We start from the raw sequence: 22,415 nt of genomic DNA, 5'->3' as shown, positions 1-22,415 counted from the left end.
AGAGGCGACGTTGACGCTGCTCACCGGACGGGCATACGCGCCGGTTGGTCACCGGGTCAAGTGACGCCCGGTGGTTGGGACGGCCGGTGGCTCGGGTGAAATAGCCCACCTGTAGCGTTACAGACATGCCCGAACGCCCGATTGCCCTGGTCACCGGCGCCTCACGAGGCATCGGGGCCGCGGTCGCGCGTGAGCTGTCCCACACTCATGACCTGTTGTTGGGCGGCCGCGACACCGACGCCATCCAGACCCTGATCGACGAACTGCCCGGCGCCGCCCGCGAGTGGCCGGTGGAACTCACCGACCACGACGCGCTGGCCGACGCCGCGGCCGACATCGACCGAGTCGACGTCCTGGTGCACTGCGCCGGACTCGTCGAGCTCGGCCAGATCGCCGACGCCACCGGCGATTCCTGGCGGCGCACCTTCGAGGTGAACCTCTTCGCCGTCACCGAACTCACCCGGCTGCTGCTGCCCCAGCTGCGCGCCTCCCAGGGGCACGTCGTGCTGGTCAACTCCGGCTCGGGGCTCAACGCCAAGCCGAACTGGGGCGCCTACGCGGCGAGCAAGTTCGCGCTGCGCGCCTTCGCCGACGTGCTGCGCGCCGAGGAAGCCACCAACAGCGTGCGCGTGACCTCGGTGTTCCCCGGTCGCACCGCGACCGACATGCAGCGCTCGGTCCGCGAGCAGGAGGGCGGGTCCTTCGAGGCCGACCGCTACCTGCGTCCCGAGTCCGTGGCCAAGCCGATCATCTCGGCCGTCAACGCCACCCCGGACTCGCACCTCACCGAGATCATCGTCCGCCCCGCGGCGGCCTGATCTCCCCACCACCGAGCCCCGGACCGCGCCGGTCCGGGGCTCCGTCGTGTTCGGGCGGGGTCGTGTCCGGGACGGGTCAGCCGCGCACGTGCTGCGCCGCGGTCCGCGCCGCGGCCTGCACCGTGCGGCGGTCGACGCGGGTGGGCTCGCGGTCGTTGAGGACCTCCTCGCCCGCCACCCACACGTCCCGCACGCTGCGCGAACCCGCCGCCCACACGACGTTGGACAGCACCTGCTCGTCGGGCGCGTCCAAACCCGTTGCGAACGCCGGGTTGTCGACGTCGAGATGGACGATGTCGGCCCAGCGGCCGGGTTCCAGCGCACCGAGGTCGTCGCGGTGCAGCGCCTCCGCCCCACCCCGGGTGGCGGCCAGCAGCGCGGACCGCGCGCTCAGCGCCGTCGCGTCGCCGGTGACCGTGCGCGCCAGCAGGCCCGCCAGCTGCACCTCCTCCCACAGGTCGAGGTCGTCGTTGCTGGAGGGCCCGTCGGTTCCCAGCCCGACCGGGATGCCGGCGCGCAGCAGCTCGACGAGCCGCGCGGTGCCGGAGGCGAGCTTGGCGTTGGAGCCGGGGCAGTGCGCGACGCCGACGCCGCGGCGCGCGAACAGCGCGATGTCGTCGTCGCTGAGGTGCACGCCGTGCGCCGCGATGAGACGGCCTTCGAGCAGGCCGAGCTTGTCCAGCAGCGCGGGCACCGAGCCGTACTCCTCGCGCTGCGCCGCGTCCTCGCCGACGGTTTCGGCGACGTGGGTGTGCACCAGGGCGCCGCGCTGCTGCGCGGATTCACCGATGGTCTGCAGGGCTTCCGGCGGCAGCAGGTAGGCGGAGTGCGGGCCGTAGGCGAGCTCGATGCGCTCGCCGGGGCCGAAGCGCAGGCCGTCGGCGTCGATCCAGCGATCGATGCCCTCGACGGCGCCGCGCCAGCCGCCGAGCGCCTCCAGCGCGGGGGTGTCGATCACGGCGGTGGCCAGCACCGCGCGGGAGCCGACCGCCAGCGTCGCCTCGACCATCGACTCGGTGATGAAGTACATCTCCGCGCTGGTGGTCACGCCCGCGCGCAGCATCTCCACGCAGCCCAGCTCCATGCCGGCGCGCACGTCGGAGGGCCGCAGCCGCGCCTCGGCCGGGAAGATCACCTCGTTGAGCCAGCGCAGCAGCGGCAGGTCGGCGCCCATGCCGCGGAGCAGCGTCATCGGGCTGTGCGCGTGCGCGTTGATCAGGCCGGGCAGCAGGATGCCGCCGCATTCGCGGACGGTGACGTCGTGCGGCCGTTCGGGTGCGCCTCGGCGGGGCCCGCAGTAGGTGATGCGGCCGGTGCCGTCGACGTCGACCACCGCGTCCCGGATGACCGAGCAGTCCGGGTCGCAGGGCAGTGCCATGGGTGCGTGCAGGCGGAGTGCGGTCGGCATGTCCGCATTCTGCACCACCGCGTTGGGCTCCCGAGCGCTCCTGCGGTTGGCCGAAAGACCGAGGTGCGCTGGCCGATCGGCTGATCCACGACCCGTTTTTCCCGGCCCTGCGGCCGATACCGGTTTCCGCCGCGGTGCCCGACTCTGGTGTCAGAGCGCGGAGGGGAGCACGCCCCCTAGGGGCGGAGCCCCGATGCGCCGACCGAATGATCAGGGAAAACATCCCCGGCTGGCCGATCCACGAGCGCCCGCTCAACCGCCACTCTGGGGAGCACGAACCGAGTCGGGGAGGTTCACCATGTTCGAGACCACGATGACCGCGATCGCCGCCGCCATCGCCATGATCGCCCTGCTGCTGATGGCGTTGAGCTCGGTGCTGCCGGATCTGCTGGAGAACTACGGCGGTCGCGACCGCAAGCGCGGCCGGATCAGTCCTGGGGCAGGTCCGTGCCCAGACACCGGCGGCTCATCCGGGCCAGAACGTCGTAGCGGGGCCGATTTCGCGCTTCTGGAGCCGAGGCCTGGGCAGGTGGTTCCTGCACCCGGGGGCCGGTTACCCGCTCCGCCTGCTCTGGTGGATCGTCCGCTCCGCTTCTGGCTCGCCGGGCCGCGCTCCTGCTCACCGTGAACGCGGGTCCGGCATCGCCGGCGCGCGGGCCCGGGCGCAGCCGTTCCAGCCGGTGCAGCGCTTCGCTGTGGTGGTCGGTGATGGTGACCCGGGCGGCGTCGAAGGAATGCAGCACGGCCCGGTTGATCTCGACGACGGCCCGGTCCCGCCACAGGCTGCGCTCGGTGGAGGTGTCCATGCCGAGCCGGTCGGCGACCTGCCGGGTCAGCCCGTAGGCCTGGTCGTCGGCCAGGGCGCGGGTGCCGATCTCGGTGCCGACGAACCAGGTGTTGAACGGTGCGGCGGGGTAGCGGACGCCGCCGATGTCCAGGGTCATGTTGCTGATCAGCGGGACGCTGTGCCAGCGCAGGCCGAGCTCGGCGAACCAGCGGTAGTCGGGGTGCTCCAGCGGCACCTCCTGCACGACGTCGCGGGGGACGGGGACGAGCTTGACGCCCTCGTGCGGGGTCTCGACGACGAGCGGCAGGTGGTCGAAGCGGCCGCGCGGCGTCGGGGGTTTCCAGCCGAGCCGCTGGGCCTCGGTGGTGAACCCCTGGTAGCGGGCGTCGCCGAGGACCCCGGCAGCGCTGTTGACACCGCCGTCTCCGGTGCCGCCGTCGGCCAGGGTGTGGCCGGCGTAGCGGACGACCTGCTCGTTCCAGATCCGCGGGCCGGTCTGCTCGGGGGTGTCGGGGGCGAAGACGGTGATCAGCGGCCGGATCCGGCCGGCGTTGGTGGCCAGCCGCAGGTGCTCGAAGCACTCGCTGGCGATGGCCGAGGCGTTGCGCAGGCCGCGCAGGTCGCGGACCTCCACCCGGTTCCAGGGCAGTCCGCTGGTGCACCAGCCGCTGTCGCGCAGCGCGACGCGGGCGCCGTAGGTGAGTTCGGCGGTGGTGTGCCGGTAGGTGCCGGTCTCGGCGATGCTGCGCCGCACCTCGGCGAGCCGGTCGTCGAGCGAGCCGGCTTCGGGGTGCGCGGTGTGGAACGAGCGCAGGAAGTCCTCGGCGGCTGTCTCCGGCGGGTTCGTCCGGCTGAGTTCCTCGCGAATGGCCGTCACGCTGCGAGAACCTAACTTCCGGAACGGCCGCCTGAGCAGTCCTCAGCCGGTCACTTTCCGGTGATCTTGAGCAGCCACGATCAGGTATCCCGCTGACCCGATGTAACTGCCATCGACCCGATCACCCCAACCCTTGATCCGCCGAACGAGTGAACCCCCAACCCCTCAAGTCAAATACCGCGGTATTCGACCGGTCAAAAACCGCGGTATTCGTCGGGGCGAATACCGCGGTTTTTGACCCGAGGGGTGTCAGGGGCGTTCGTAGATGAGGTCGTGGATCTCACGGCCCTCGTCGTGGGCGCGGTTCTCGAACTTGGTGACCGGGCGCCAGTCGGGGCGCGGGGCCCAGCCGCCGGGCTCGTCGGCGTAGCGGTTGCGCAGGCCCGGCTCGGCCTCGCAGACCTCGCGCATCTGCTCGGCGTAGTTCTCCCAGTCGGTCGCCAGGTGCAGGACCCCGCCCGGCCGCAGCCGCGAGGTGATCAGCGCGACCGACTCGGGCTGGACCAGCCGGCGCTTGTGGTGGCGCTTCTTCGGCCACGGGTCCGGGAAGTAGATCCGCACCTCGTCCAGCGACTCCGGCTCGACGTGGTCGCGCAGCAGCACGATGGCGTCGCCGCGCAGCAACCGGAGGTTGGAGACCTCGAGCTTCTCGGCGCGCAGCATCAGCTGGGCCAGACCGGGCTTGTAGACCTCGACCGCCAGGTAGTTGACGTCCGGCTGCGCGGCGACGAGCTGCGCGGTGGTCTCGCCCATGCCCGAGCCGATCTCCAGCACCACCGGCGCGGAGCGGCCGAACCAGGACTGCACGTCCAGCGGCCCTTCCGGCAGCTCGGTGACGTCGGAGCCGAGCTCGGCCCAGTGGCGATCCCAGGCCCGCTGCTGCCCGACGGTCATCCGCTCGCCCCGCTGGACGTAGCTGACGACGGTGCGGCGGAACGGAACCTGCTGGTCAGAGGAATTCACGAGGACGAATTATCGCAAACCGGCAGCGCGTCCCCGTCACCGCGTGGAGGGGTGCGCCCGCACGACGACCACTGATCCTGCGCAGGATCACCAGGCCTCGACCTGCGGGAGCAGGGAGAGCAGCTTGGCGGTGCTGGTGGGGACGGGCAGCGACTCGGTGTCGCCGTGCGCCGGGACGGCGTTGAGCCAGCCGTCGTGCTCGTCGGTGAGGACGATCGTGGTGGGCATCCGGACGTCGCCGCGGTCGGACGGCGCGTACTCCCAGTACCCGGCCTCGCTGACGTCGACCCAGGGCACGAAGACCCAGCCGGGGCGGGACGAGAGGATGGCGTGCACCTCGTCCTCGATCCCGAAGGCCTCGGCGCGCGAGGCGAGGTCGCCGCGGTCCAGCGCGCGCAGCCACCAGGGCGCGGGCAGCCGGTGCTGGGCGCCGTTGAGCTTGCGGAACAGTTCCAGGACCTGGCGTTCGGATGCGGTGTGGATCCAGCTGCGGCGAAGCGACGCGGGTGTCGCGGCTTCGGTGGCGGGCGGATGAGCCTCGGTCGCCAGCGACCACTCGAGTCGCGGTACGGGCTCCAGTTGAACGTCGTTGCCGTCGTGCTTGGCACGAACGCCCCCGCTGCGGGGTACTGCGATCAGAGCACTCTCTTGTGAAGACAGCATGTGGCCCACTCCTCTGGTGTGGAGAAAGACGCGAGCCGAACTACTCGCCCACGGCCAGCGCATGCCCCCAAGCGACGCTGGTTGCGGACACCTCTACTTATGCCTTACCACAGCCAAACCGACGAATGAGACAGCCGTGTAAAATGTGAGAGCAATCACAGTAAAAACTCGTTCGGTTGACCTAGTCGGGATCAGGTCGACAAGGGGAGTCGTGGCGGTTGGAGTAGAGGCGTGCCGGATCAGACATTTCAACGCGTGGAGATCAACGGCGGGGTGGTCGTGGGGGTCGACGGCTCCGCTTCGTCGTTGCGAGCCCTGGCGGTCGCGGCCGAGGAGGCGGTCCGCCGCGACGCGGTCCTGCACGTGGTCCGCGCCTGGAGCATGCGCACGGCCCCGCGCCCACCGGAGTGCCCGCCGAACGCGGTCCCGAGCATGGACGCCTTCCAGCAGGAGGTGGAGCGGGACACGGAGAAGCTGGTGCAGGACAAGCTGGGCACCTCCCAGGTCACCACGAAGATCCACGCGGTCCACTCCCCGAGCCCCCAAGCCCTCCTGGCCGCCTCCAGAGGAGCGGACCTCCTGGTGGTCGGCCACAGAGGCAGAGGAGGCTTCGCAGGCCTCATGCTCGGCTCAGTAGCAGAACAATGCGTAAGACACGCAGCCTGCCCAGTCCTGGTGGTAAGGCCAACGGTCTAACCGTCAGACAAGCACCGAAGGTGCTTTCTCTGTGCCCCAAGCAAGCAACCGGCACCGCCGCGGGTTCTGAGCGCCTTCGTGGCGAGTACGCCGTGACGCCGTGTATCGGCATACATAAGGAGCGGCGCACGGAGTCCACGAAGGCGCTCAGGTTCCGCTACTGGCACCGCCAAGCAAAAAGACCACAGATCAGTAGATCTTCATCAATTACCCAAAAAAGCACAGGGCCCGGGCCATCCCCCGAATGACAGCCCGGGCCCTCCCCCGTCCCGACCGCCGGCGCCCCCGAGCGCTGCTGCAGTCGGTCGTCTTTGGTTGTGCTTCAGCGTTGTCGATTCACGGTGTGATCGTCCGCTGGCTCTCCGCGTCGGATGTGACCCGGTGCGATCGGCTTGCCGCTCGATCTTGCAGCTGATCCTATCGGTCGGCGTGACCAGACTCTCGGCCGGGCTCGGTAACGTTGCGCGTTCCCGGGCCCAGCTGGGGATTCCCGGTTTTGATCAAGGACTTTCGGCTCCATGATCAAATCCGCTGGTCAGGCATCACGCCGGTGGGTCACGACGAGTCCGATCACCCAGACACCGACTGTGACGGCGCCGAAGTACGCGAGTGACGCCCAGGGCCCGAGGGGCATGTTGGCGGAGAGGGGTCCGCCGCCGCTGAGGAAGTGGTCGGCCATCACGAAGGGCATCCACCGCTGGGCGTCGGAGCCGATCTCGGGGATGAGCGCGATGAGGTTCTCGACGAGCAGCGACCACAGCAGGAGCGCGGTGACGGCGCCCGCGGTCTGCCGCAGGAGCATGCCGACGCCGACGGCGAGGATCGCGGCGAACGCGAAAACCGGTCCGACACCGGCGACTTGGCGCCACTGGTCGGCGGTGGTGATCGCGAGGTCGGCGCTGGGCAGCAGCGCCTTGGCGACGGCCCAGGAGCCGAACGCGCAGATCTCGCCGATGATCAGCGCGAGGACGGCGACGACGGCGGTCTTGGCGAGCAGCACGGCGGTGCGGTTGGGCACGGCGACGAAGGTCGCGCGGATGGTGCCGAAGCGGTACTCGGTGGTGATCGCGAGCGCGGCGAGCACGAGCGTCACCATGAGTCCGAACTGGTGCCCGAACTGCGTTGTGCTGAGCGCGATCCCGTCGGAGTAGGCGGCGATGAGCGCGGTGAACCCGATGGGCAGGGCGAGCGCGAGGAACGTGCACCACCAGGGGGCGCGGGTGGAGAAGAGCTTCATCCGCTCGACGGCGAGCAGGGTCATCGGGCCACCCCCTGGGCGGTCAGCTCGGCTTCGCCGAGCGCGGTCGGGTATTCGACGGCGTCGCTGGTGAGCTGCATGAAGGCGTCTTCCAGCGAGCCGCGCTGGGCGGTGAGCTCGTGCAGCACGATGCGATGCTGGGCGGCGATCTCGCCGATCCGCTCGGTGGTGACGCCGTCGAGGACGAGCCGGTCGTCGGCGGCGGTGCGGACGGTGATCTGCTCGTCAGCGAGGAGTCGCTTGAGCTGCGGGGCTTCGGGGGTGCGCACGAGCACGGAGCTGCTGCCGGCGCTGTCGACGAACTCGGCGGTGCTGCACTGGGCGATGAGCTTGCCGCGGCCGACGACGACGAGTTCCTCGGCGGTCAGCGACATCTCGCTGAGCAGGTGGCTGGAGACGAAGACGGTGCGCCCTTCGGCGGCCAGGCCCTGCATGAACCGGCGGATCCAGTGGATGCCTTCGGGGTCAAGCCCGTTGACGGGTTCGTCGAAGAGCAGCACTTCGGGGTCGCCGAGGAGCGCGGTGGCGATGCCGAGGCGCTGGGACATGCCGAGCGAGAAGCCGCCGGCCTTGCGCCGGGCGACGTCGGCGAGGCCGACCTGCTCGAGGACTTCGTCGACCCGCTTCATGCCGATGCCGTTGGAGCGCGCCATCCACCGCAGGTGGGCGCGGGCGGTGCGGTTGGGGTGCACCCACTTGGCGTCGAGGAGGGCTCCGACGGTGCGCAGCGGGTTCTTGAGCTCGTGGTAGCGCTTGCCGTTGATGCGCACGTCGCCCGCGGTGGGGTTGTCCAGCCCGAGCACCATGCGCATGGTGGTGGACTTGCCCGCGCCGTTGGGGCCGAGGAATCCGGTGACGTGACCGGGTTTGACGGTGAAGGACAGGTCGTCCACCGCCAGCTTCTGGCCGTAGCGCTTGGTGAGGCCTCTCGCCTCGATCATGATCACTCCTGTTGCTGGGACGCGGAGCTGTGCCGGTACGTAGTGAACCGGCCCCGAGGATGACGCACCTCAGGGTTGTCCCGGATCGCCACCCCGGTTCCACTTCGCTCCACAGTGGACGTTCGGGGTCGTTCAGCCGAAGAGGCGGTCCAGTTCGACGGCGAGGCCGTCGTCGGCGACGGTGCCGATGGTGGCGTCGGCGGTGACGCGCAGGTCGGCGGGCGCCTGCCCCATGGCCACGCCGCGGGCCGCCCAGCTCAGCATCTCGAAGTCGTTGGTGCCGTCGCCCGCGGCGAAGGTGCGGTCCGGGGCGATGCCGAGCTCGGTGCGCAGCTTCTCCAGGGCCGCGCCCTTGGACAGGCCCTCGGGGACGACGGTGGCCCAGGGCTCGTAGGTGTCGACGCTGATGGCGCACTGCGGCAGCCGGACGCCGGCGAGGGTGGTGGCGAGCTCGGCCGGGTCGTGGCCGGTCCACTCGGCGATGAGCCGGGGCACGGGTGCGGCGGTGAGCTCGTCGATCGGCGTGATCCGCTGCGGCCCGTGCAGCTTCTCGGGGTCGAACGGCGCGGACACGAGGTTGCCGACGCCGACGTCCTCGGCGGCGTAGATGCTGCCGGGCAGGTGCTCGCGGAGGGTCCGCAGCACCGGGGTGGCGTCGAAGGACGCGACGGACACGGGTTCGCGCCGCGCCACGTCGACCAGCACGGCACCGTTGGAGCACAACGCGAATCCGCTGGTCAGCCCCAGCTCGTCGAGCACGGGCGTGGTCCCGAGGAAGGTCCGCCCGGTCGCCACGACCACCTGCGCACCGCCCTCGACGGCGCGCCGCACCGCGGCCTTCACCGCGGCGGAGATCGTGTCGGTCTCCGGGTCCAGCAGGGTCCCGTCGACGTCCAGGGCGACCAGTTCGGGCTTGAAGTCAGCACTCACCCGTGCAGGCTATCCGCGCGTCGAGAACCGCGGTTTTCATCGGGGCGAATACCGCAGGTTTTGACCGGTCGAATACCGCAGGTTTTGTCCTCGGGGTGGCGTCGTCGTGCGTGGAGTGGGGGTTGTGGGTGGGGGTGGTGTGGCAGGATGGGGCGGGCGGATTCCCGGGAAGTCTGGAATGTCTGAGTTCGTCGGAAGGGCATCGTGAACACGGCAGCCGAGCAGCGCTGGGCAGGCCCGTTGTCGGGGGCCGTGGCGCGGTTGTGCGCGGAGCTGCAGCCGCAGGTGTCCGAGCGGACCGCCGAGGGGTTCGGCGAGGTGCTGCGACGGCTCGGGGCTCCGCTGCAGGTGGCCGTGGCGGGCCGGATCAAGTCCGGGAAGTCGACCCTGGTCAACGCGTTGATCGGGCGCCGGGTGGCGCCCACCGACGTCGGTGAGTGCACGCGGCTGGTGACCCGCTTCCAGTACGGCACCGTCGACCGGGTCGAGGTCGCGTTCCACGACGGCCGCAGGCAGACCGTTCCCTTCGACCCCGCCGGCGGCATCCCCGCCGACCTGGGCGTGGACTTCGACGAGGTCTCCCACCTGGAGGCCTACCTGACCAACGCCGTGCTGCGCGATCTCACGGTGATCGACACCCCGGGACTGGGCTCGCTGGACTCCGATTCCGTCGCGCGCACCGAGCAGGCCCTCGGCACCCAGCAGCTCGATCCCGTCTCGCGCGATGCCGTGATCGGTGCCGAGGCCGTGCTCTACGTGGTCACCCAGGGCGTGCGGGCCGACGACGAGCAGGCGCTGGCCGCCTTCACCGCCGCCACCGCCAGCCGCGAGGCCGGTCCGGTGAACGCGATCGCGGTGCTCAACAAGGCCGACATGATCGAGGCGGACACCGTCGAGGGCTCCGGCGGCGAGCTGTGGAAGGCCGCCGAGATCCTCGCCGCCAAGCAGTCCGCGCTGCTCAAGCCCAAGGTCGCCGACGTGCTGCCGGTGATCGGGCTGCTCGCCGAGACCGCCGAGACCGGTGGTTTCACCGCGCCCGACGCCGAAGCGCTGCGCTCGCTGGCCAAGCTCGACGAGGAGACGCGGGAAACGCTGCTGCTGTCGGCGGACCTGTTCACCAGCTGGGAGTGCGAGGTCCCGGCGGGCACCCGCGCGCAGCTGCTGGAGCGGATGGACCTGCACGGCGTGCGCTGCGCGCTGGAGGCGCTGGACGCCGAACCCGACATCACCGCGGGCGACCTGCGGCGCCGGATCCGCGACGCCTCGGGGCTGGAATCGGTGCTGAGCAGGCTGGACTCGGTGTTCCGGGTGCGGGCGGACGGGATCAAGGCGGCCGCCGCGCTCGCGTCGATCACCGCGCTGTCGCAGGCCTCCGGCGACCGCGACGAGCAGCGCAAGGTGCACGACGCGATCGAGGGCCTGCTCGCCCGGCCGGAGGCCCACCAGCTGCGCGTGCTGGAGGCGCTGACGCTGGTCGCGGCCGGCGCGGTGGAGATGCCCTCGGACCTGGCCGAGGAGGTGATGCGGGTGGGCGGCAGCTCCGATCCGGGCGAGCAGCTGGGCGGTCCCGGCCTGCCGCAGGCCGAGCTGACCGATCTCGCGCTGGAGCGCGCCAACTGGTGGCGCTCGTTCTCCTCGTTCGGCGCCACGCCCGCGCAGAGCCGCATCGCGCACGTGGTGCACCGGGCCTACTTCCTGATCTGGCAGCAACTGCGAACCGGGTGAGCACCGTGCGGAGCTGGAGGCGGTCGAAGAAGTCACCCGGAAGCGGAACCGAAGCCCTTTCGGGTTCGTCTGTTCTGCACGAGGCCGCCGAACAGGCCTCCGACGCTGACGCCGATCAGGGGGCAGACATGACCGCCGCGACCAGCGAAACCGTCATCGACCCGCTCGAGCAGGCGCTGACCGACCGCGCCGCGCTGATCCAGCTGTGCGTGTACGCCGTGGACCGGGCCCGCAGCGCCGGCGTGGCCGAACGGCTCGCCGACGGGCTCACCGGCATCGGGGTCACGCCGCTGCGGCCCGACGGCCAGCGCTTCGACCCGTCCCGGCACGAGGCGGGCGGCACGCTGCCCACCGACGACCCCGGGCTCGACGGCGTCATCGCCGAGACCGAGCTGCTGGGCTTCGCCGACCGGGACCGCGTGCTGCGCGCCCCCGTCGTCACCGTCTACCAACTGCGCAGGTGAACCCGGTACCGTCGCCTGGGACCTACCGAGAGGACGGCATGACCACGGCGCCTGGTGTTGCTGCCGCCGCGCTTCCGCAGCAGGTCAAGCAGACCCGGGACAAGCTGCTCGGGTTCCTGCGGGAAGCCGACCCGACCGCCTACGAGTGGGTCGAGCAGGTCCGCCGCAGCCGCCCCGCGATGCCCAGCGCGGTCGTCGTCGGCGAGACCAACCGCGGCAAGAGCTCCCTGGTCAACGCGCTGCTGGAGCAGCCCGGCCTGTCCCCGGTGGACGCCGACGTCGCCACCAGCACCTACCTGCGCTTCGAGCACGGCGAGCAGTGGTCGGCCCACGCCTGCTACCCCGGCCAGCAGGACCCGGTGCCCTTCGACCTCGCCGAGCTCCCGAACTGGACCAGCGCCGACCGGCCCCTGCCCGAAGGCCAGCTGCCGCCGCGCCACGTGCGGGTCACCGCGCCCCTGGAGCCGCTGACCGAGCTGATGCTCGTCGACACGCCCGGCGTCGGCGGGCTGGAGGAACTGCACGGCGAGCTGGCCCGCGAGGCGGCGGTGTCGGCGACCGCGCTGCTGTTCGTCGTCGACGCCTCGTCCCCGTTCACCCGCGGCGAGCTGGAGTTCCTGCAGCAGGTCGGCGAGCGGGTGGAGACCGTGGTGTTCGCGCTGGCCAAGACCGATCAGCACCGCGGCTGGCGGCAGGTGCTGGCCGAGGACCGCAGGTTGCTGGCCGAGCACGCGCCCCGGTTCGCCGAGGTGCCGATCTTCCCGGTCTCGGCGCGCCTGCACCTGCGCGCCGCGCAGGCCCCCGACGGCGCCAACGCCGAGCTGCTGCGCGCCAAGTCCGGGGTGGTCGAGCTGCGCGACGAGCTGCGGCGGCTCATCGCCGGCCGGTCGGCGATGCTCGGCGAGGCCAACACGATGCGCGCGCTGTCGACCGTGCTCGGCGAGCTCACCGCGACCCTGGAGGCCGAGAAGCGCGCGCTGACCGTCGGCGAGGACGAGGCCGAGTCGCTGCGCGCCCGCCGCGACGAGCTCAGCACCGCCCGCCGCTCCTCGACGCGGGGCTGGCAGGTCAAGCTGCGCGGCGAGATCCAGCGCACCCGGGTGGAGCTCGGCCACGAGGTATCGCGGCAGGTCCGCGACGTGCAGAACTGGTTCCGCCGGTCCATCAACGGCGCCGGCCGCAAGGAGATCGACGACCTGCCTCGGCAGGTCGACATCGCGCTGCAGATGGCCTCGACCCGCATCGCTGCGACGCTGTCCACCCGCCTGGCGGCGGTGGCCGAGCAGGCCCTCAACGACCTGTTCTCCGCCGAGGAGCTGGACGTGATCCGCTCGCAGTTCGCGCGCGGCGTCCAGGCGCCGATCGCGCTGCGCCCGCCGGACCGGCGTCCGCCCACCGCCGAGGACAAGCTGCTGGTGTTCATGGGCGTCTCCGGTGGTCTCGGCGTCGGCCGCGCCGCGGCGATGCCGCTGGCCGGGCTGGGCGTGGCGGCGCTGAACCCGGTGGTGCTGCCGGTGACGATCGTGCTCGGCCTGGGCGCGGGCTGGTGGCTGGCGCGCACCCGCAAGCACGCCGCCGACAAGCAGTACCTCAAGCAGTGGCTCACCGACGCGATCGCCGATGCCCGCTCGGCGCTGGACCAGCTGGTCGCCGAGCAGCTCATCGAGGCCGAGCAGCAGCTCTCGCTGGCCCTGGACGACGCGCTGACCAGGCGGATCGAGGCGATCGACGCCGAGCTCCGGGACGTCGACAAGGCCCTGAAGATGGATGCGGCCGAGCGCAGCCGCCGCCTGCAGACGGTGGACCGCCGCCTCACCGAGTCCTCCTCGGGCCGCGAGCGCGCCGAACACCTGCTGTCCGCGATCCGCAACCTCCGCGACGCCTGACCCGCCCCGGTTCGGGGCGGGTGGTTTCGGGTGGGAACCGGAGGGCTCTACGCTGCGTCCGAGGGGTTGCAGGTGAAGCCGGCGGAGGGTGCCGACGTGTACATCGAGGAGACCGGAGCCGGGGACGGGGACATCAAGGTCACCGTCGACGGCGAGGAGTACACCGCCGAGGCCAACTACGACCTCGACGGCGACGGCCTGGACGAGACGGTCGCGGTGATGACCGACGACGGCGGCCACGTCGCCTACATCGACGACGACGCCGACGGCCGGGCCGACCTGATGCAGACCATCAGCGCCGACGGCCAGGTCCTCGACCAGGCGCGATTCCACGCCGACACCGGCGAGTGGACGGCCGAGACCCCGCAGCAGCACCCCGGCACCGGCGAGCACTCCGGCGACGACCGGCAGATGGTGGTCGACACCCCGCAGGGCGACGTGCAGGTCGGCCCGGCCACCGAGGACACCAACTCCGACGGGGTCGCCGACACCGCGGTCGTGCAGTCGGAGAACGGCAACACCGTGATGCTCACCGACGTCGACGGCGACGGGTCCGCCGACCAGGTCGTCGAGATCACCACGACCGGCGACGTGACGATCTCGCACCACACGGGTGAGGGCGAGTGGACCGTGGTCGAGCAGGGCCGGATCGGCGACAACGGCCAGTACGCGCCGAACCAGGCGGCCTCGGCGACCGACGACGCGACCTGGACCTTCGACGAGCCCGAGCTGCAGCCCCGGCCGGCTCCGGCCGATCAGGGCGTCCCGGAGATCTGCGAGGGCGAACCGGCGAGTTCCGGAAAGGACGACTCCTGGGTGTGACCCGGGGTCGCGGAATTCGCGACGGAATGTGATTCCAACACCCGCCCGTGGGCCGATTTCAGGCCAACGGGCGGTTTTTCATTCCACTTCTCCACGAACGGCAACCGCCATTCGGCGGCTGTCCCCGGTTCACCGGACGTTCGCGCTGCTGTCCGCTTCGCCGGAAAATCTGGCACCTCACGCGCGCCCGGCGACGGGATTTCCGTGACGAGCGGAGAAGAAGTGCGAACTGAATCGATTCCCTTATCGTTCCTGTGAGAGAACCGACAACCCCGATCTTCAATGCGCGCCGTTATCCCCGTTAGCCTCGTTGCATCCCTTTTCCACTTCGCCCGGCTCTCCGGGCCGGGCGAAGCTTTCCCTGCAAACGTCGGCGGGCCGCCCCCGTCGGCGACCGATCCGGGCTGTGGCGCCCAGTCAGGAGACACGTCGCGATGACCGCAGTGACCATCCCCGGTCTCGACCAGGCACCGACCGAGCACGAGCGCCTGTTGTCGTGGGTGCGCGAGGTCGCGGAGCTGACCACACCCGATCGCGTGGTGTGGTGTGACGGTTCGCAGGACGAGTGGACGCGGCTGACCGACCGCCTCGTGGAGGCCGGCACCTTCAAGCGTCTCGACAAGAAGCCGAACTCGTTCTACGCGGCGTCGGACCCGTCCGACGTGGCGCGCGTCGAGGAGCGGACCTTCATCTGCTCCGTCGAGGAGAAAGACGCCGGGGTCACCAACAACTGGATGGACCCGGCCAAGATGAAGGCCACCATGACCGAGCTCTACCGGGGCTCCATGCGCGGCCGCACGATGTACGTCATCCCGTTCTGCATGGGCCCGCTCGGCGCTGAGGAGCCGAAGCTGGGCGTGGAGATCACCGACTCCGAGTACGTCGTGGTCTCGATGCACATCATGACCCGGATGGGCAGCAAGGTGCTGGAGCGCCTCGGCACCGACGCCCCGTTCGTCCCCGCGCTGCACTCCGTGGGTGCGCCGCTGGAGCCGGGCCAGCAGGACGTGCCGTGGCCGTGCAACGACACCAAGTACATCACCCACTTCCCCGAGGAGCGGATGATCTGGAGCTACGGCTCCGGCTACGGCGGCAACGCGCTGCTGGGCAAGAAGTGCTACTCGCTGCGCATCGCCTCGGCGATGGCCCGCGACGAGGGCTGGCTCGCCGAGCACATGCTGATCCTCAAGCTGATCTCCCCGGAGAACAAGGTCCACTACATCGCGGCCGCGTTCCCCTCCTCGTGCGGCAAGACCAACCTGGCGATGCTGCAGCCGACCATCCCGGGCTGGAAGGTCGAGACCCTCGGCGACGACATCGCCTGGATGCGCTTCGGCGAGGACGGCCGCCTCTACGCGGTCAACCCCGAGGCCGGCTTCTTCGGCGTCGCGCCGGGCACCGACGAGCACACCAATCCGAACGCGATGCGCACCATCGAGAAGGGCAACTCGCTGTTCACCAACGTCGCGCTGACCGACGACGGTGACGTCTGGTGGGAGGGCATGGGCGGCGAGACGCCCGCGCACCTGACCGACTGGAAGGGCAACGACTGGACCCCGGACAGCGACGTCAAGGCCGCGCACCCGAACTCCCGCTACTGCACGCCGATGTCGCAGTGCCCGATCCTGGCGCCGGAGTGGGACGACCCGCAGGGCGTGCCGATCTCGGCGATCCTGTTCGGCGGTCGCCGCAAGACCACGGTTCCGCTGGTCAACGAGTCGTTCAACTGGCAGCACGGCGTGTTCATGGGCGCCACCATGTCCTCGGAGACCACCGCCGCGGCCTCCGGCCAGGTCGGCGTCGTGCGCCGCGACCCGATGGCGATGCTGCCGTTCATCGGCTACAACGTCGGTGACTACCTGCAGCACTGGGTCAACACCGGCAAGGACGCGGACGCCTCCAAGCTGCCGAAGATCTACTACGTCAACTGGTTCCGCCGCGACGAGTCCGGCAAGAAGATCGTGTGGCCGGGCTTCGGCGAGAACTCGCGCGTGCTCAAGTGGATCATCGAGCGGATCGAGGGCAACGCCGCCGCCGTGGACACCCCGATCGGCCGCGTGCCGGCCGCCTCGGAGATCGACACCGACGGTCTGGACGCCCCGATCGAGGACATCGAGACCGCGCTCAACGTCGACGTCGACGAGTGGAAGGCGGAGCTGCCGCTGATCCAGGAGTGGTTCGACACCATCGGTGACGACCTGCCCACCTCGATGCGCGACGAGTTCGAGGCCCTCAAGCAGCGCCTCGGCTGACGAACCCGGTCGGTGCGCGACCGGTTCGTCGTGGGAAGCACCGGTCGCACGCCCACCTGAAGCGGCGGGAACCCTCCTCCCGAGGGTTCCCGCCGCTTTTTCACGTCGAGCCCGCAACCACCCCGGTGTGCCGCGCGTCATACGGACGTCCTCGACAGCAACGTCGGACGCAAGGGGGTGCACGATGGCCGGCTTGGCACTGCTGGTGCTGTCGCTGGTGGCCGCGGCAGCGGTCTTCATCGACCAGAAGTCGACACCGACGAACCACGACGAACACCGGGATCCCGCAGACCTCCCTCGGTGACCTTCGTGGGTGGGGGGAGGTTTTCATGAAAACTTCCCCCCACCCCACGGGACCACGGTCCCCACGGGGATCTCATCTCCCCAGGGGGACGACAGTTTTCATGAAAACCTCCCTCACCTCGTCACCGGGAGGTTTTCATGAAAACTGTCCCCACCACTCAACGAAACCCGTTGTGAGGTGGGAAAACGCCATCAACTCCTCCCCACTCCCCGTCGAACTCACCTGGGGTTGGGGGAAGTTTTCATGAAAACTGTCTCCTCCCGAGGTCCGGACAGTTTTCATGAAAACTTCCTCCACCACGGGACCGACGGGAGTTCAGCTCTTGATGGCACCGGCGAGGTTGAACGCGCCTCCGAGGTAGCGGGAGACGACGAGGTAGAGGGCGATCACCGGGGTCGTGTAGAGGATCGAGTAGGCCGCGAGCTGGCCGTAGGCGATCAGCCCGCCCTGGCCGAAGAACGCGAAGACGCCCACCGAGGCGGGCTGCTTCGCCGGATCGAGCAGCAGCACGAAGGGGACGAAGAAGTTCCCCCACGCGTTGATGAACGTGAAGATCGCGACGACGCCCACGCCCGGCAGGATCAGCGGCAGCACCACGCCCCGCAGCGCCTGCATCGCCGACGCGCCGTCCACCCACGCGGCCTCCTCCAGGCTGATCGGGACGCCGTCCATGAAGTTCTTCGTCATCCAGATCGCGATCGGCAGCGAGGTGGCGGCCAGGAACAGCGTCGTGCCGACCATCGAATCCACCAGCTCCACCTGCACGAACATGCTGTAGACCGGCACCATCACGGCCGTCATCGGCAGCCCCGAGGCGAACAGCACCAGGTACAGGAACGGCCGCCCGAACCGCAGCCGGTACCGCGACAGCGGGTAGGCGCACAGCACCGCCGAGACCACCGACAGCAGCGCCGCGCCACCGCACATCAGCAGTCCGTTCCACAGTGGACGGACGCTGGTCTCCCAGCTGAGCACCTGCGCGAAGTTGTCCAGCGTCAACGCACCGGGAATCCGCGCCGACAGCGGCGCATCGGCGTCGAACGACGCGGTGACCAGCCACAGCAGCGGGGCCGCGAAGGCGAGCGCGACCACCGCCAGCACCAGGTGCACCAGCACCGACACCGAGCGCCGCCGCGCGAGGGTCACTCCGATCATCGCGTCCCGTCCTCGTCCGGATCGCCGATGCTGGCGGCGTAGAGCACCGCGAACAGCCCGCCGATCGCCAGCAGCACCAGGGAGATCGTCGCGCCGTACCCGATCTCGTCGAACTCGAAGGCCGAGTCGTACATCAGCAGCGGCAGCGTCTGCGTCGCCGCGTTCGGCCCGCCCGCGGTGAGCACGTAGATGAGCGTGAACACGCCGATGGTCTGCAGCGTGATCAGCATCAGGTTCGTCGCGATGGTCCGGCGGAGCACCGGCAGCGTCACGTGCCAGAACCGGCGCAGCACCCCGGCCCCGTCGACCTCGGCGGCCTCGGTGAGATCGCCGGGCACCTCGGCGAGCGCCGCCTGGTAGACCAGCATCGAGAACGCCGTCCCGCGCCAGACGTTGCCGAGCACGACGGCGAGCATCGGCACGCGGTACAGCCAGTCCACGCCCTCCAGTCCCAACGCCGCCAGCAGGTTGTTCAGCGTGCCGTCGGAGTTGAGGAACGCGTAGATCGCGAACGCGGCCACCAGCTCCGGCAGCACCCACGCCGAGACCACCGCAACGCCCACGACGTCGCGCACCCAGCGGTTGCGGTGCCGGGTGAGCAGCGCGATCGCCATGCCCAGGCAGTTCTGCCCGATCACCGCCGACCCGACGGTGAACACCACGGTCATCCACACCGCGTGCCACAGCGCCGGATCGGCGAACATCCGCCGGTAGTTGTCGAGCCCGACGAACTCCGGCGAGCTCGCGGCCGCCCCGGTCAGCGCGGCGTCGGTGAACGAGACGTAGGCGCTCCACAGGATCGGGCCGATCACGAACAGCCCGAGCAGCAGCACGGCGGGCGCCATCGGCGCCAGCCACCGCCGCACGGCCGTCACCGCTCAGCCCGCCCGGGTGTTGGCCGGTTCCACGATCCGCGAGACCTGCTGCGCCCACCGGTCCGCGACCTCGGCGGGCGGTTTCCCGGCGACGACGTCGAGGACGGATTTCTGGATCTCCTCGGAGACCTTCGGGTACTCCGGCAGCGCCGGGCGGTAGTGGGTGTTGTCCAGCAGGCCGATCCAGAACCGGTTGAGCGGGTTGGCGTCGGTCACCCGCGGATCGGCGGCGGCGTCGGCTCGCGCGGGCAGGTTGCCGGTCGCCGCCGAGTACTGCACGACGTTGTCGGCGCTCAGCGCCTGCGTGATGAACGCGAAGGCGTCGTCGGGCTTGTCGCTGACCGCGCTGACCGCCAGCGTCCAGCCGCCGGAGAGCGTCACGGTGCCCGGGGCCTGGCCGTGCTGGGTGGGCATCGGCGTCGCCGACATGGTCCGCGGCCAGTCGGTCCAGCCCGCGTCCTGCCAGTTGCCGGAGGCGAAGCTGCCGTCGAGCCGGATGGCGACCTCGCCCTCGTGGGCGAGCTGGTCGCGCTGGTTCTTGTCGTACTGGGCGTCGGCGATCTGCGGTTTGCTCTGCGTCAGGCCCTCGCCGACCGCGGTGGACAGGAATCCCATCGCGTCGCGGAAACCCTCGCTGGGCACAACCCACTTGCGCTGCCGCTCGTCGTAGAGGGTGCCGGTGCGGGTTCCGTAGAGCAGCATCTCGACGGTCTGCATGCTCACCGACTCGCCTTCGGCCTTGCCCAGCGGCATGTCGATGCCGATGACGTCGGGGCGCCGCTGCTTGATCTGGCGGGCGGCGGCCAGCACGTCGTCCCAGGTGCGGGGCGTCCACTCCGCGGGCAGGCCGGCCTCGGCGAAGAGCTCCCGGTTGTACCAGAGCCCGCGCGTGTCGGTGTCGAGCGGAACGCCGTAGGTCCGGCCGTCGGCGGCCTTGCCCGCCTGCTTGGTGGCGCCGATGTAGGCGGAGTTCCAGTCGGGCCACCGGGCGAGCCGGTCGTCCAGCGGCAGCAGGTACTCGGCCTCGACGTCGGAGTTGACGTGGAACGAGTCCTCGTAGAGCACGTCGGGCGCGGTGGACTCGGAGCGCATCCGCAGCTGGAGCTTGGACAGGTACTCGCTCTCCGGCGCGACGACCGGGTCGAGCTTGACGAACTTGCCGGGGTGGGCCTGCTCGTACTGCTGCTTCACGCGCTGCATGAGCGCCTCGACCTGCAGCGTGTTGCCGTAGCGGTGGTAGGCGACGGTGATCGTGTTCGGGTCCTCGGCGGCTCCTCCGCAGGCGGGAAGACCCAGGGTGGCGGTGAGGATGACGGCTAACGCGGTTCTCCGGCGCATCTGGCTCCTCCGGCCTGTGGCGCTTGCGACTAACCTGAGATCCGGATCACACTCGTGGGCAACTTAAGTCCAATCGTTTGCACAAGTCAATGATCATGCGCGTCTCAACGAGGAGAGCTTCATGGCGAGTGCGTCGTGGCAGGGGACGAACCTGCCCCGGGTCGGGGGGTTCAACCGGTCGGTCGTGCTGGACACGATCCGGCGTCACGGCGAGATCAGCCGAGTCGAACTCGCCCAGCGCACCGGTCTGACCGCGCAGACGATGTCCAACATCGTGCGGGCGCTGATGGACGAGGGGCTGGTCACCGAGAACGGGCACGCGCCCTCCACCGGCGGCAAGCGGCGGGTGCTGCTCAAGGTCGTGCCCGACGCCTACTCCGCCATCGGCCTGCACCTCGACCCCGAGCGCATCACCGGCGTGCTCGTCGACCTCGCGGGCGGGGTCCGGCTGCGCGCCACCCGGCGGCTGCCCGCCGACGCCGCGCCCGCCTCCGTCGCCGCCGCGCTCACCCGCATCGGCCAGCAGCTGGTGCGCCGCTCCGGCCTGGAACCCGACCGGGTGCTGGGCGCCGGACTCGCGGTGCCCGGGCCGCTGGACCTCGCCCACCGCACGGTCCTCGACCCGCCGAACCTCGAGGGCTGGACCGAGGTTCCGCTCGCCGACCTCGTCGAGGAGCGGTTCGCGCTGCCGGTGGTGATGGACAACGACGCCACCGCCGCCGCCATCGGCGAGCGCTGGTCCGGCTGCGCCCAGCGCTCCGGCTCGTTCGTCTACGTCTACCTGGGAACCGGCGTCGGCATCGGCGTCGTGCTCGGCGACCAGGTGCACCGCGGGGTCAGCAACAACGCCGGCGAGATCGGGCACGTGCACAGCGGCGGCGCCCGCGAGTGCCACTGCGGCAGGCGCGGTTGCCTGGAGGCCTACTGCTCGATGCGCGCCGTCGTCTCCGACTGGCGCGCGGCCATCGGCCGGCCCGCGCCCACCTCGGTCACCGCCGCCTACGACCAGCTGTGCAAGGACGCGGCGGCCGGGGAGGCCGCGGCCCGCAAGGTGCTGCGGCAGACCGCGACCCGCCTCGGCCAGGCGCTCGCCTCGGTGGTCAGCGTGCTCGACGTGGACCGCGTGGTGCTCGGCGGACCCGCGCTGCGGCACGTCTCCGAGCTGGTGCGCAACCGCGTGTCGAAGGTGATCACCGCGCAGGTGTGGGCGCCGCAGGTGCGCCCGGTGCGCGTCGAGACCGCGCTGATCGGCGAGGACGCCGCCGCGGTCGGCGCGGCGTCACTGGTGTTCGACCACGCCTACTCACCCCGCCTCAACACGCTGCTGGGGTCCTGACACCGCGTCGGCCACGGCGTTGCCGAAGGCCGTCATGCCGCGGCCGTTCGGGTGCAGGGGAGCGGCCCAGGAGGTCGGGACGACGCCTTCGAAGTACTTCTGGTCCGGCGCCTGGCACACGTCGTGGCCCTCGCTGACCGGGCCGAGGTCGACGAACTTCGCGCCGTGCGCCCGGGCCCGCTCGCCCAGCCGCGCGCTCAACCTGTCCACACTGGACTGGATGTAGTCGGCGTCGCGGGCCCACATCGGTTCCTTCGGGTAGCAGCCGCCGGGCGGCAGGTAGGTGCCGTAGCCGACCACCACGATCTCGGCGTTCGGCGCCCGGTCGGCGATCTCGTCCAGCGCCGCGTCCAGGTCCGGGGTGAACTCGTCGATGCGCTCGGCCAGCTCGTCCCCGCCGTCCGCGGTGAACCGGTCCGCGCAGGACGAGCCGACCGGCTCCGGCAGCGCGTTCAGGCACGACACCGCCGCCTGCACCAGCGACACGTCGTTGCCGCCGATGGTGACCGTGACCAGGTCGGTGGACGGGCTCAGCGCGTCGTACTGCGGGGGCAGCACGAAGTGCTGGCGGCCGGAGAAGTCCTCGGTGTCGGCGCCCGAGCACGTCACGTCCTTGAGCTGCGCGCCCAGCCGAGCCGCCGCGACCTGCGGGTAGTTCATCGTCGACCGGAAGCACAGCAGGTTCGGGTCCGGTCCCGGCACCAGCGGCCCGGCCGCCGCCGAATCCCCCATCGCCACGTACTCGAACACGTCCTCCTGCGCCGACGCGGGAAATCCCGTCGTCAGCAACGCCATCACCCCGACGCCCGCGATCACCGGCAACCGCAACCCCAGCACGAGACCTCCCGAACCCGATCAAGAGACGATCAAACCTCTTGATCTGAGCACGAGAACGGCTCGTGGCGGCGGGATTGCAC

The 22,415-nt window shown here is 70.5% G+C and carries 19 protein-coding genes; 8 read left to right on the top strand and 11 right to left on the bottom strand.

Annotated features, from left to right (window positions below; translation table 11 throughout):
- Window positions 1-125: 125 nt before the first annotated feature.
- Complete coding sequence (locus BM424_RS18900; protein ID WP_093419778.1) at window positions 126-818, top strand: SDR family oxidoreductase; 693 nt, start codon at window positions 126-128, stop codon at window positions 816-818.
- A gap of 76 nt (window positions 819-894) precedes the next feature.
- On the opposite strand, the gene BM424_RS18895 is transcribed toward BM424_RS18900, so the two are convergent.
- The 4 genes from BM424_RS18895 to BM424_RS18880 form a co-directional block, all read right to left on the bottom strand.
- A complete protein-coding gene (locus BM424_RS18895; protein WP_093420127.1) occupies window positions 895-2,226 on the bottom strand; it encodes an amidohydrolase family protein in 1,332 nt (443 codons plus the stop codon).
- 428 nt (window positions 2,227-2,654) lie between these two features.
- Window positions 2,655-3,890 carry a nitric oxide synthase oxygenase gene (locus BM424_RS18890; protein WP_093419775.1) on the bottom strand — a complete coding sequence of 412 codons (1,236 nt, stop codon included), beginning with the start codon at window positions 3,888-3,890 and terminating at the stop codon, window positions 2,655-2,657.
- Window positions 3,891-4,139: 249 nt separating this feature from the next.
- Complete coding sequence (gene trmB, locus BM424_RS18885; RefSeq protein WP_217649763.1) at window positions 4,140-4,784, bottom strand: tRNA (guanosine(46)-N7)-methyltransferase TrmB; 645 nt, start codon at window positions 4,782-4,784, stop codon at window positions 4,140-4,142.
- A gap of 156 nt (window positions 4,785-4,940) precedes the next feature.
- Complete coding sequence (locus tag BM424_RS18880) at window positions 4,941-5,516, bottom strand: hypothetical protein (protein WP_245775961.1); 576 nt, start codon at window positions 5,514-5,516, stop codon at window positions 4,941-4,943.
- Window positions 5,517-5,771: 255 nt separating this feature from the next.
- Here BM424_RS18880 and BM424_RS18875 point away from each other — a divergent pair, with 255 nt between their 5' ends.
- Complete coding sequence (locus BM424_RS18875; protein WP_093419770.1) at window positions 5,772-6,212, top strand: universal stress protein; 441 nt, start codon at window positions 5,772-5,774, stop codon at window positions 6,210-6,212.
- Between the two features lie 535 nt (window positions 6,213-6,747).
- Here the strand turns inward: BM424_RS18875 and BM424_RS18870 are convergent.
- The 3 genes from BM424_RS18870 to BM424_RS18860 form a co-directional block, all read right to left on the bottom strand.
- Window positions 6,748-7,473 (bottom strand): hypothetical protein, encoded by a 726-nt coding sequence (locus BM424_RS18870; RefSeq protein WP_093419767.1) that lies wholly within the window; start codon window positions 7,471-7,473, stop codon window positions 6,748-6,750.
- Window positions 7,470-8,411, bottom strand: a complete 942-nt coding sequence (locus BM424_RS18865) for an ABC transporter ATP-binding protein (RefSeq protein WP_093419764.1) — start codon at window positions 8,409-8,411, stop codon at window positions 7,470-7,472. The genes BM424_RS18870 and BM424_RS18865 overlap by 4 nt, the downstream gene beginning before the upstream one ends.
- A 132-nt stretch (window positions 8,412-8,543) precedes the next feature.
- On the bottom strand, window positions 8,544-9,341 hold the full coding sequence (locus BM424_RS18860; protein WP_093419762.1) for an HAD family hydrolase: 798 nt from the start codon (window positions 9,339-9,341) through the stop codon (window positions 8,544-8,546).
- A 204-nt stretch (window positions 9,342-9,545) separates the two neighbouring features.
- Between BM424_RS18860 and BM424_RS18855 the strand changes: the two genes are divergently transcribed.
- The 5 genes from BM424_RS18855 (at window position 9,546) to BM424_RS18835 (ending at window position 16,490) form a co-directional block, all read left to right on the top strand.
- The gene (locus tag BM424_RS18855) at window positions 9,546-11,066 is read left to right on the top strand and encodes a dynamin family protein (RefSeq protein ID WP_093419760.1); all 1,521 of its coding nucleotides are present in this window, start codon (window positions 9,546-9,548) and stop codon (window positions 11,064-11,066) included.
- Window positions 11,063-11,530 carry a nucleotide exchange factor GrpE gene (grpE, locus tag BM424_RS18850; protein ID WP_425442032.1) on the top strand — a complete coding sequence of 156 codons (468 nt, stop codon included), beginning with the start codon at window positions 11,063-11,065 and terminating at the stop codon, window positions 11,528-11,530. The genes BM424_RS18855 and grpE overlap by 4 nt, the downstream gene beginning before the upstream one ends.
- Before the next feature lie 38 nt (window positions 11,531-11,568).
- Window positions 11,569-13,416, top strand: a complete 1,848-nt coding sequence (locus tag BM424_RS18845; RefSeq protein WP_093419755.1) for a dynamin family protein — start codon at window positions 11,569-11,571, stop codon at window positions 13,414-13,416.
- A 72-nt stretch (window positions 13,417-13,488) separates the two neighbouring features.
- Window positions 13,489-14,238 (top strand): DUF6802 family protein, encoded by a 750-nt coding sequence (locus BM424_RS18840; protein ID WP_175548159.1) that lies wholly within the window; start codon window positions 13,489-13,491, stop codon window positions 14,236-14,238.
- 434 nt (window positions 14,239-14,672) lie between these two features.
- Window positions 14,673-16,490, top strand: a complete 1,818-nt coding sequence (locus BM424_RS18835; RefSeq protein ID WP_093419752.1) for a phosphoenolpyruvate carboxykinase (GTP) — start codon at window positions 14,673-14,675, stop codon at window positions 16,488-16,490.
- A 619-nt stretch (window positions 16,491-17,109) separates the two neighbouring features.
- Here BM424_RS18835 and BM424_RS18830 read toward each other — a convergent pair.
- From BM424_RS18830 to BM424_RS18820, 3 genes are read right to left on the bottom strand one after another with little or no spacing between them, the layout of a single operon-like run.
- The gene (locus BM424_RS18830; protein ID WP_093419750.1) at window positions 17,110-17,949 is read right to left on the bottom strand and encodes a carbohydrate ABC transporter permease; all 840 of its coding nucleotides are present in this window, start codon (window positions 17,947-17,949) and stop codon (window positions 17,110-17,112) included.
- A complete protein-coding gene (locus tag BM424_RS18825; protein WP_245775960.1) occupies window positions 17,946-18,815 on the bottom strand; it encodes a carbohydrate ABC transporter permease in 870 nt (289 codons plus the stop codon). The genes BM424_RS18830 and BM424_RS18825 overlap by 4 nt, the downstream gene beginning before the upstream one ends.
- A gap of 12 nt (window positions 18,816-18,827) precedes the next feature.
- A complete protein-coding gene (locus tag BM424_RS18820) occupies window positions 18,828-20,162 on the bottom strand; it encodes an extracellular solute-binding protein (RefSeq protein ID WP_093419747.1) in 1,335 nt (444 codons plus the stop codon).
- Between the two features lie 121 nt (window positions 20,163-20,283).
- Between BM424_RS18820 and BM424_RS18815 the strand changes: the two genes are divergently transcribed.
- Entirely contained in the window at window positions 20,284-21,498 is a 1,215-nt protein-coding gene (locus BM424_RS18815) for an ROK family transcriptional regulator (protein WP_093419744.1), read from the top strand.
- On the opposite strand, the gene BM424_RS18810 is transcribed toward BM424_RS18815, so the two are convergent.
- A complete protein-coding gene (locus BM424_RS18810; protein ID WP_245775959.1) occupies window positions 21,466-22,335 on the bottom strand; it encodes an SGNH/GDSL hydrolase family protein in 870 nt (289 codons plus the stop codon). The two genes, BM424_RS18815 and BM424_RS18810, sit on opposite strands and share 33 nt — an antisense overlap.
- Window positions 22,336-22,415 lie beyond the last annotated feature (80 nt).

The sequence above is a fragment of the Saccharopolyspora flava genome, assembly GCF_900116135.1.
Taxonomy (GTDB): Bacteria; Actinomycetota; Actinomycetes; order Mycobacteriales; family Pseudonocardiaceae; genus Saccharopolyspora; species Saccharopolyspora flava.
Note: the sequence above shows the minus strand (reverse complement) of the source record. Positions and strands in the feature narration are given on the sequence as shown.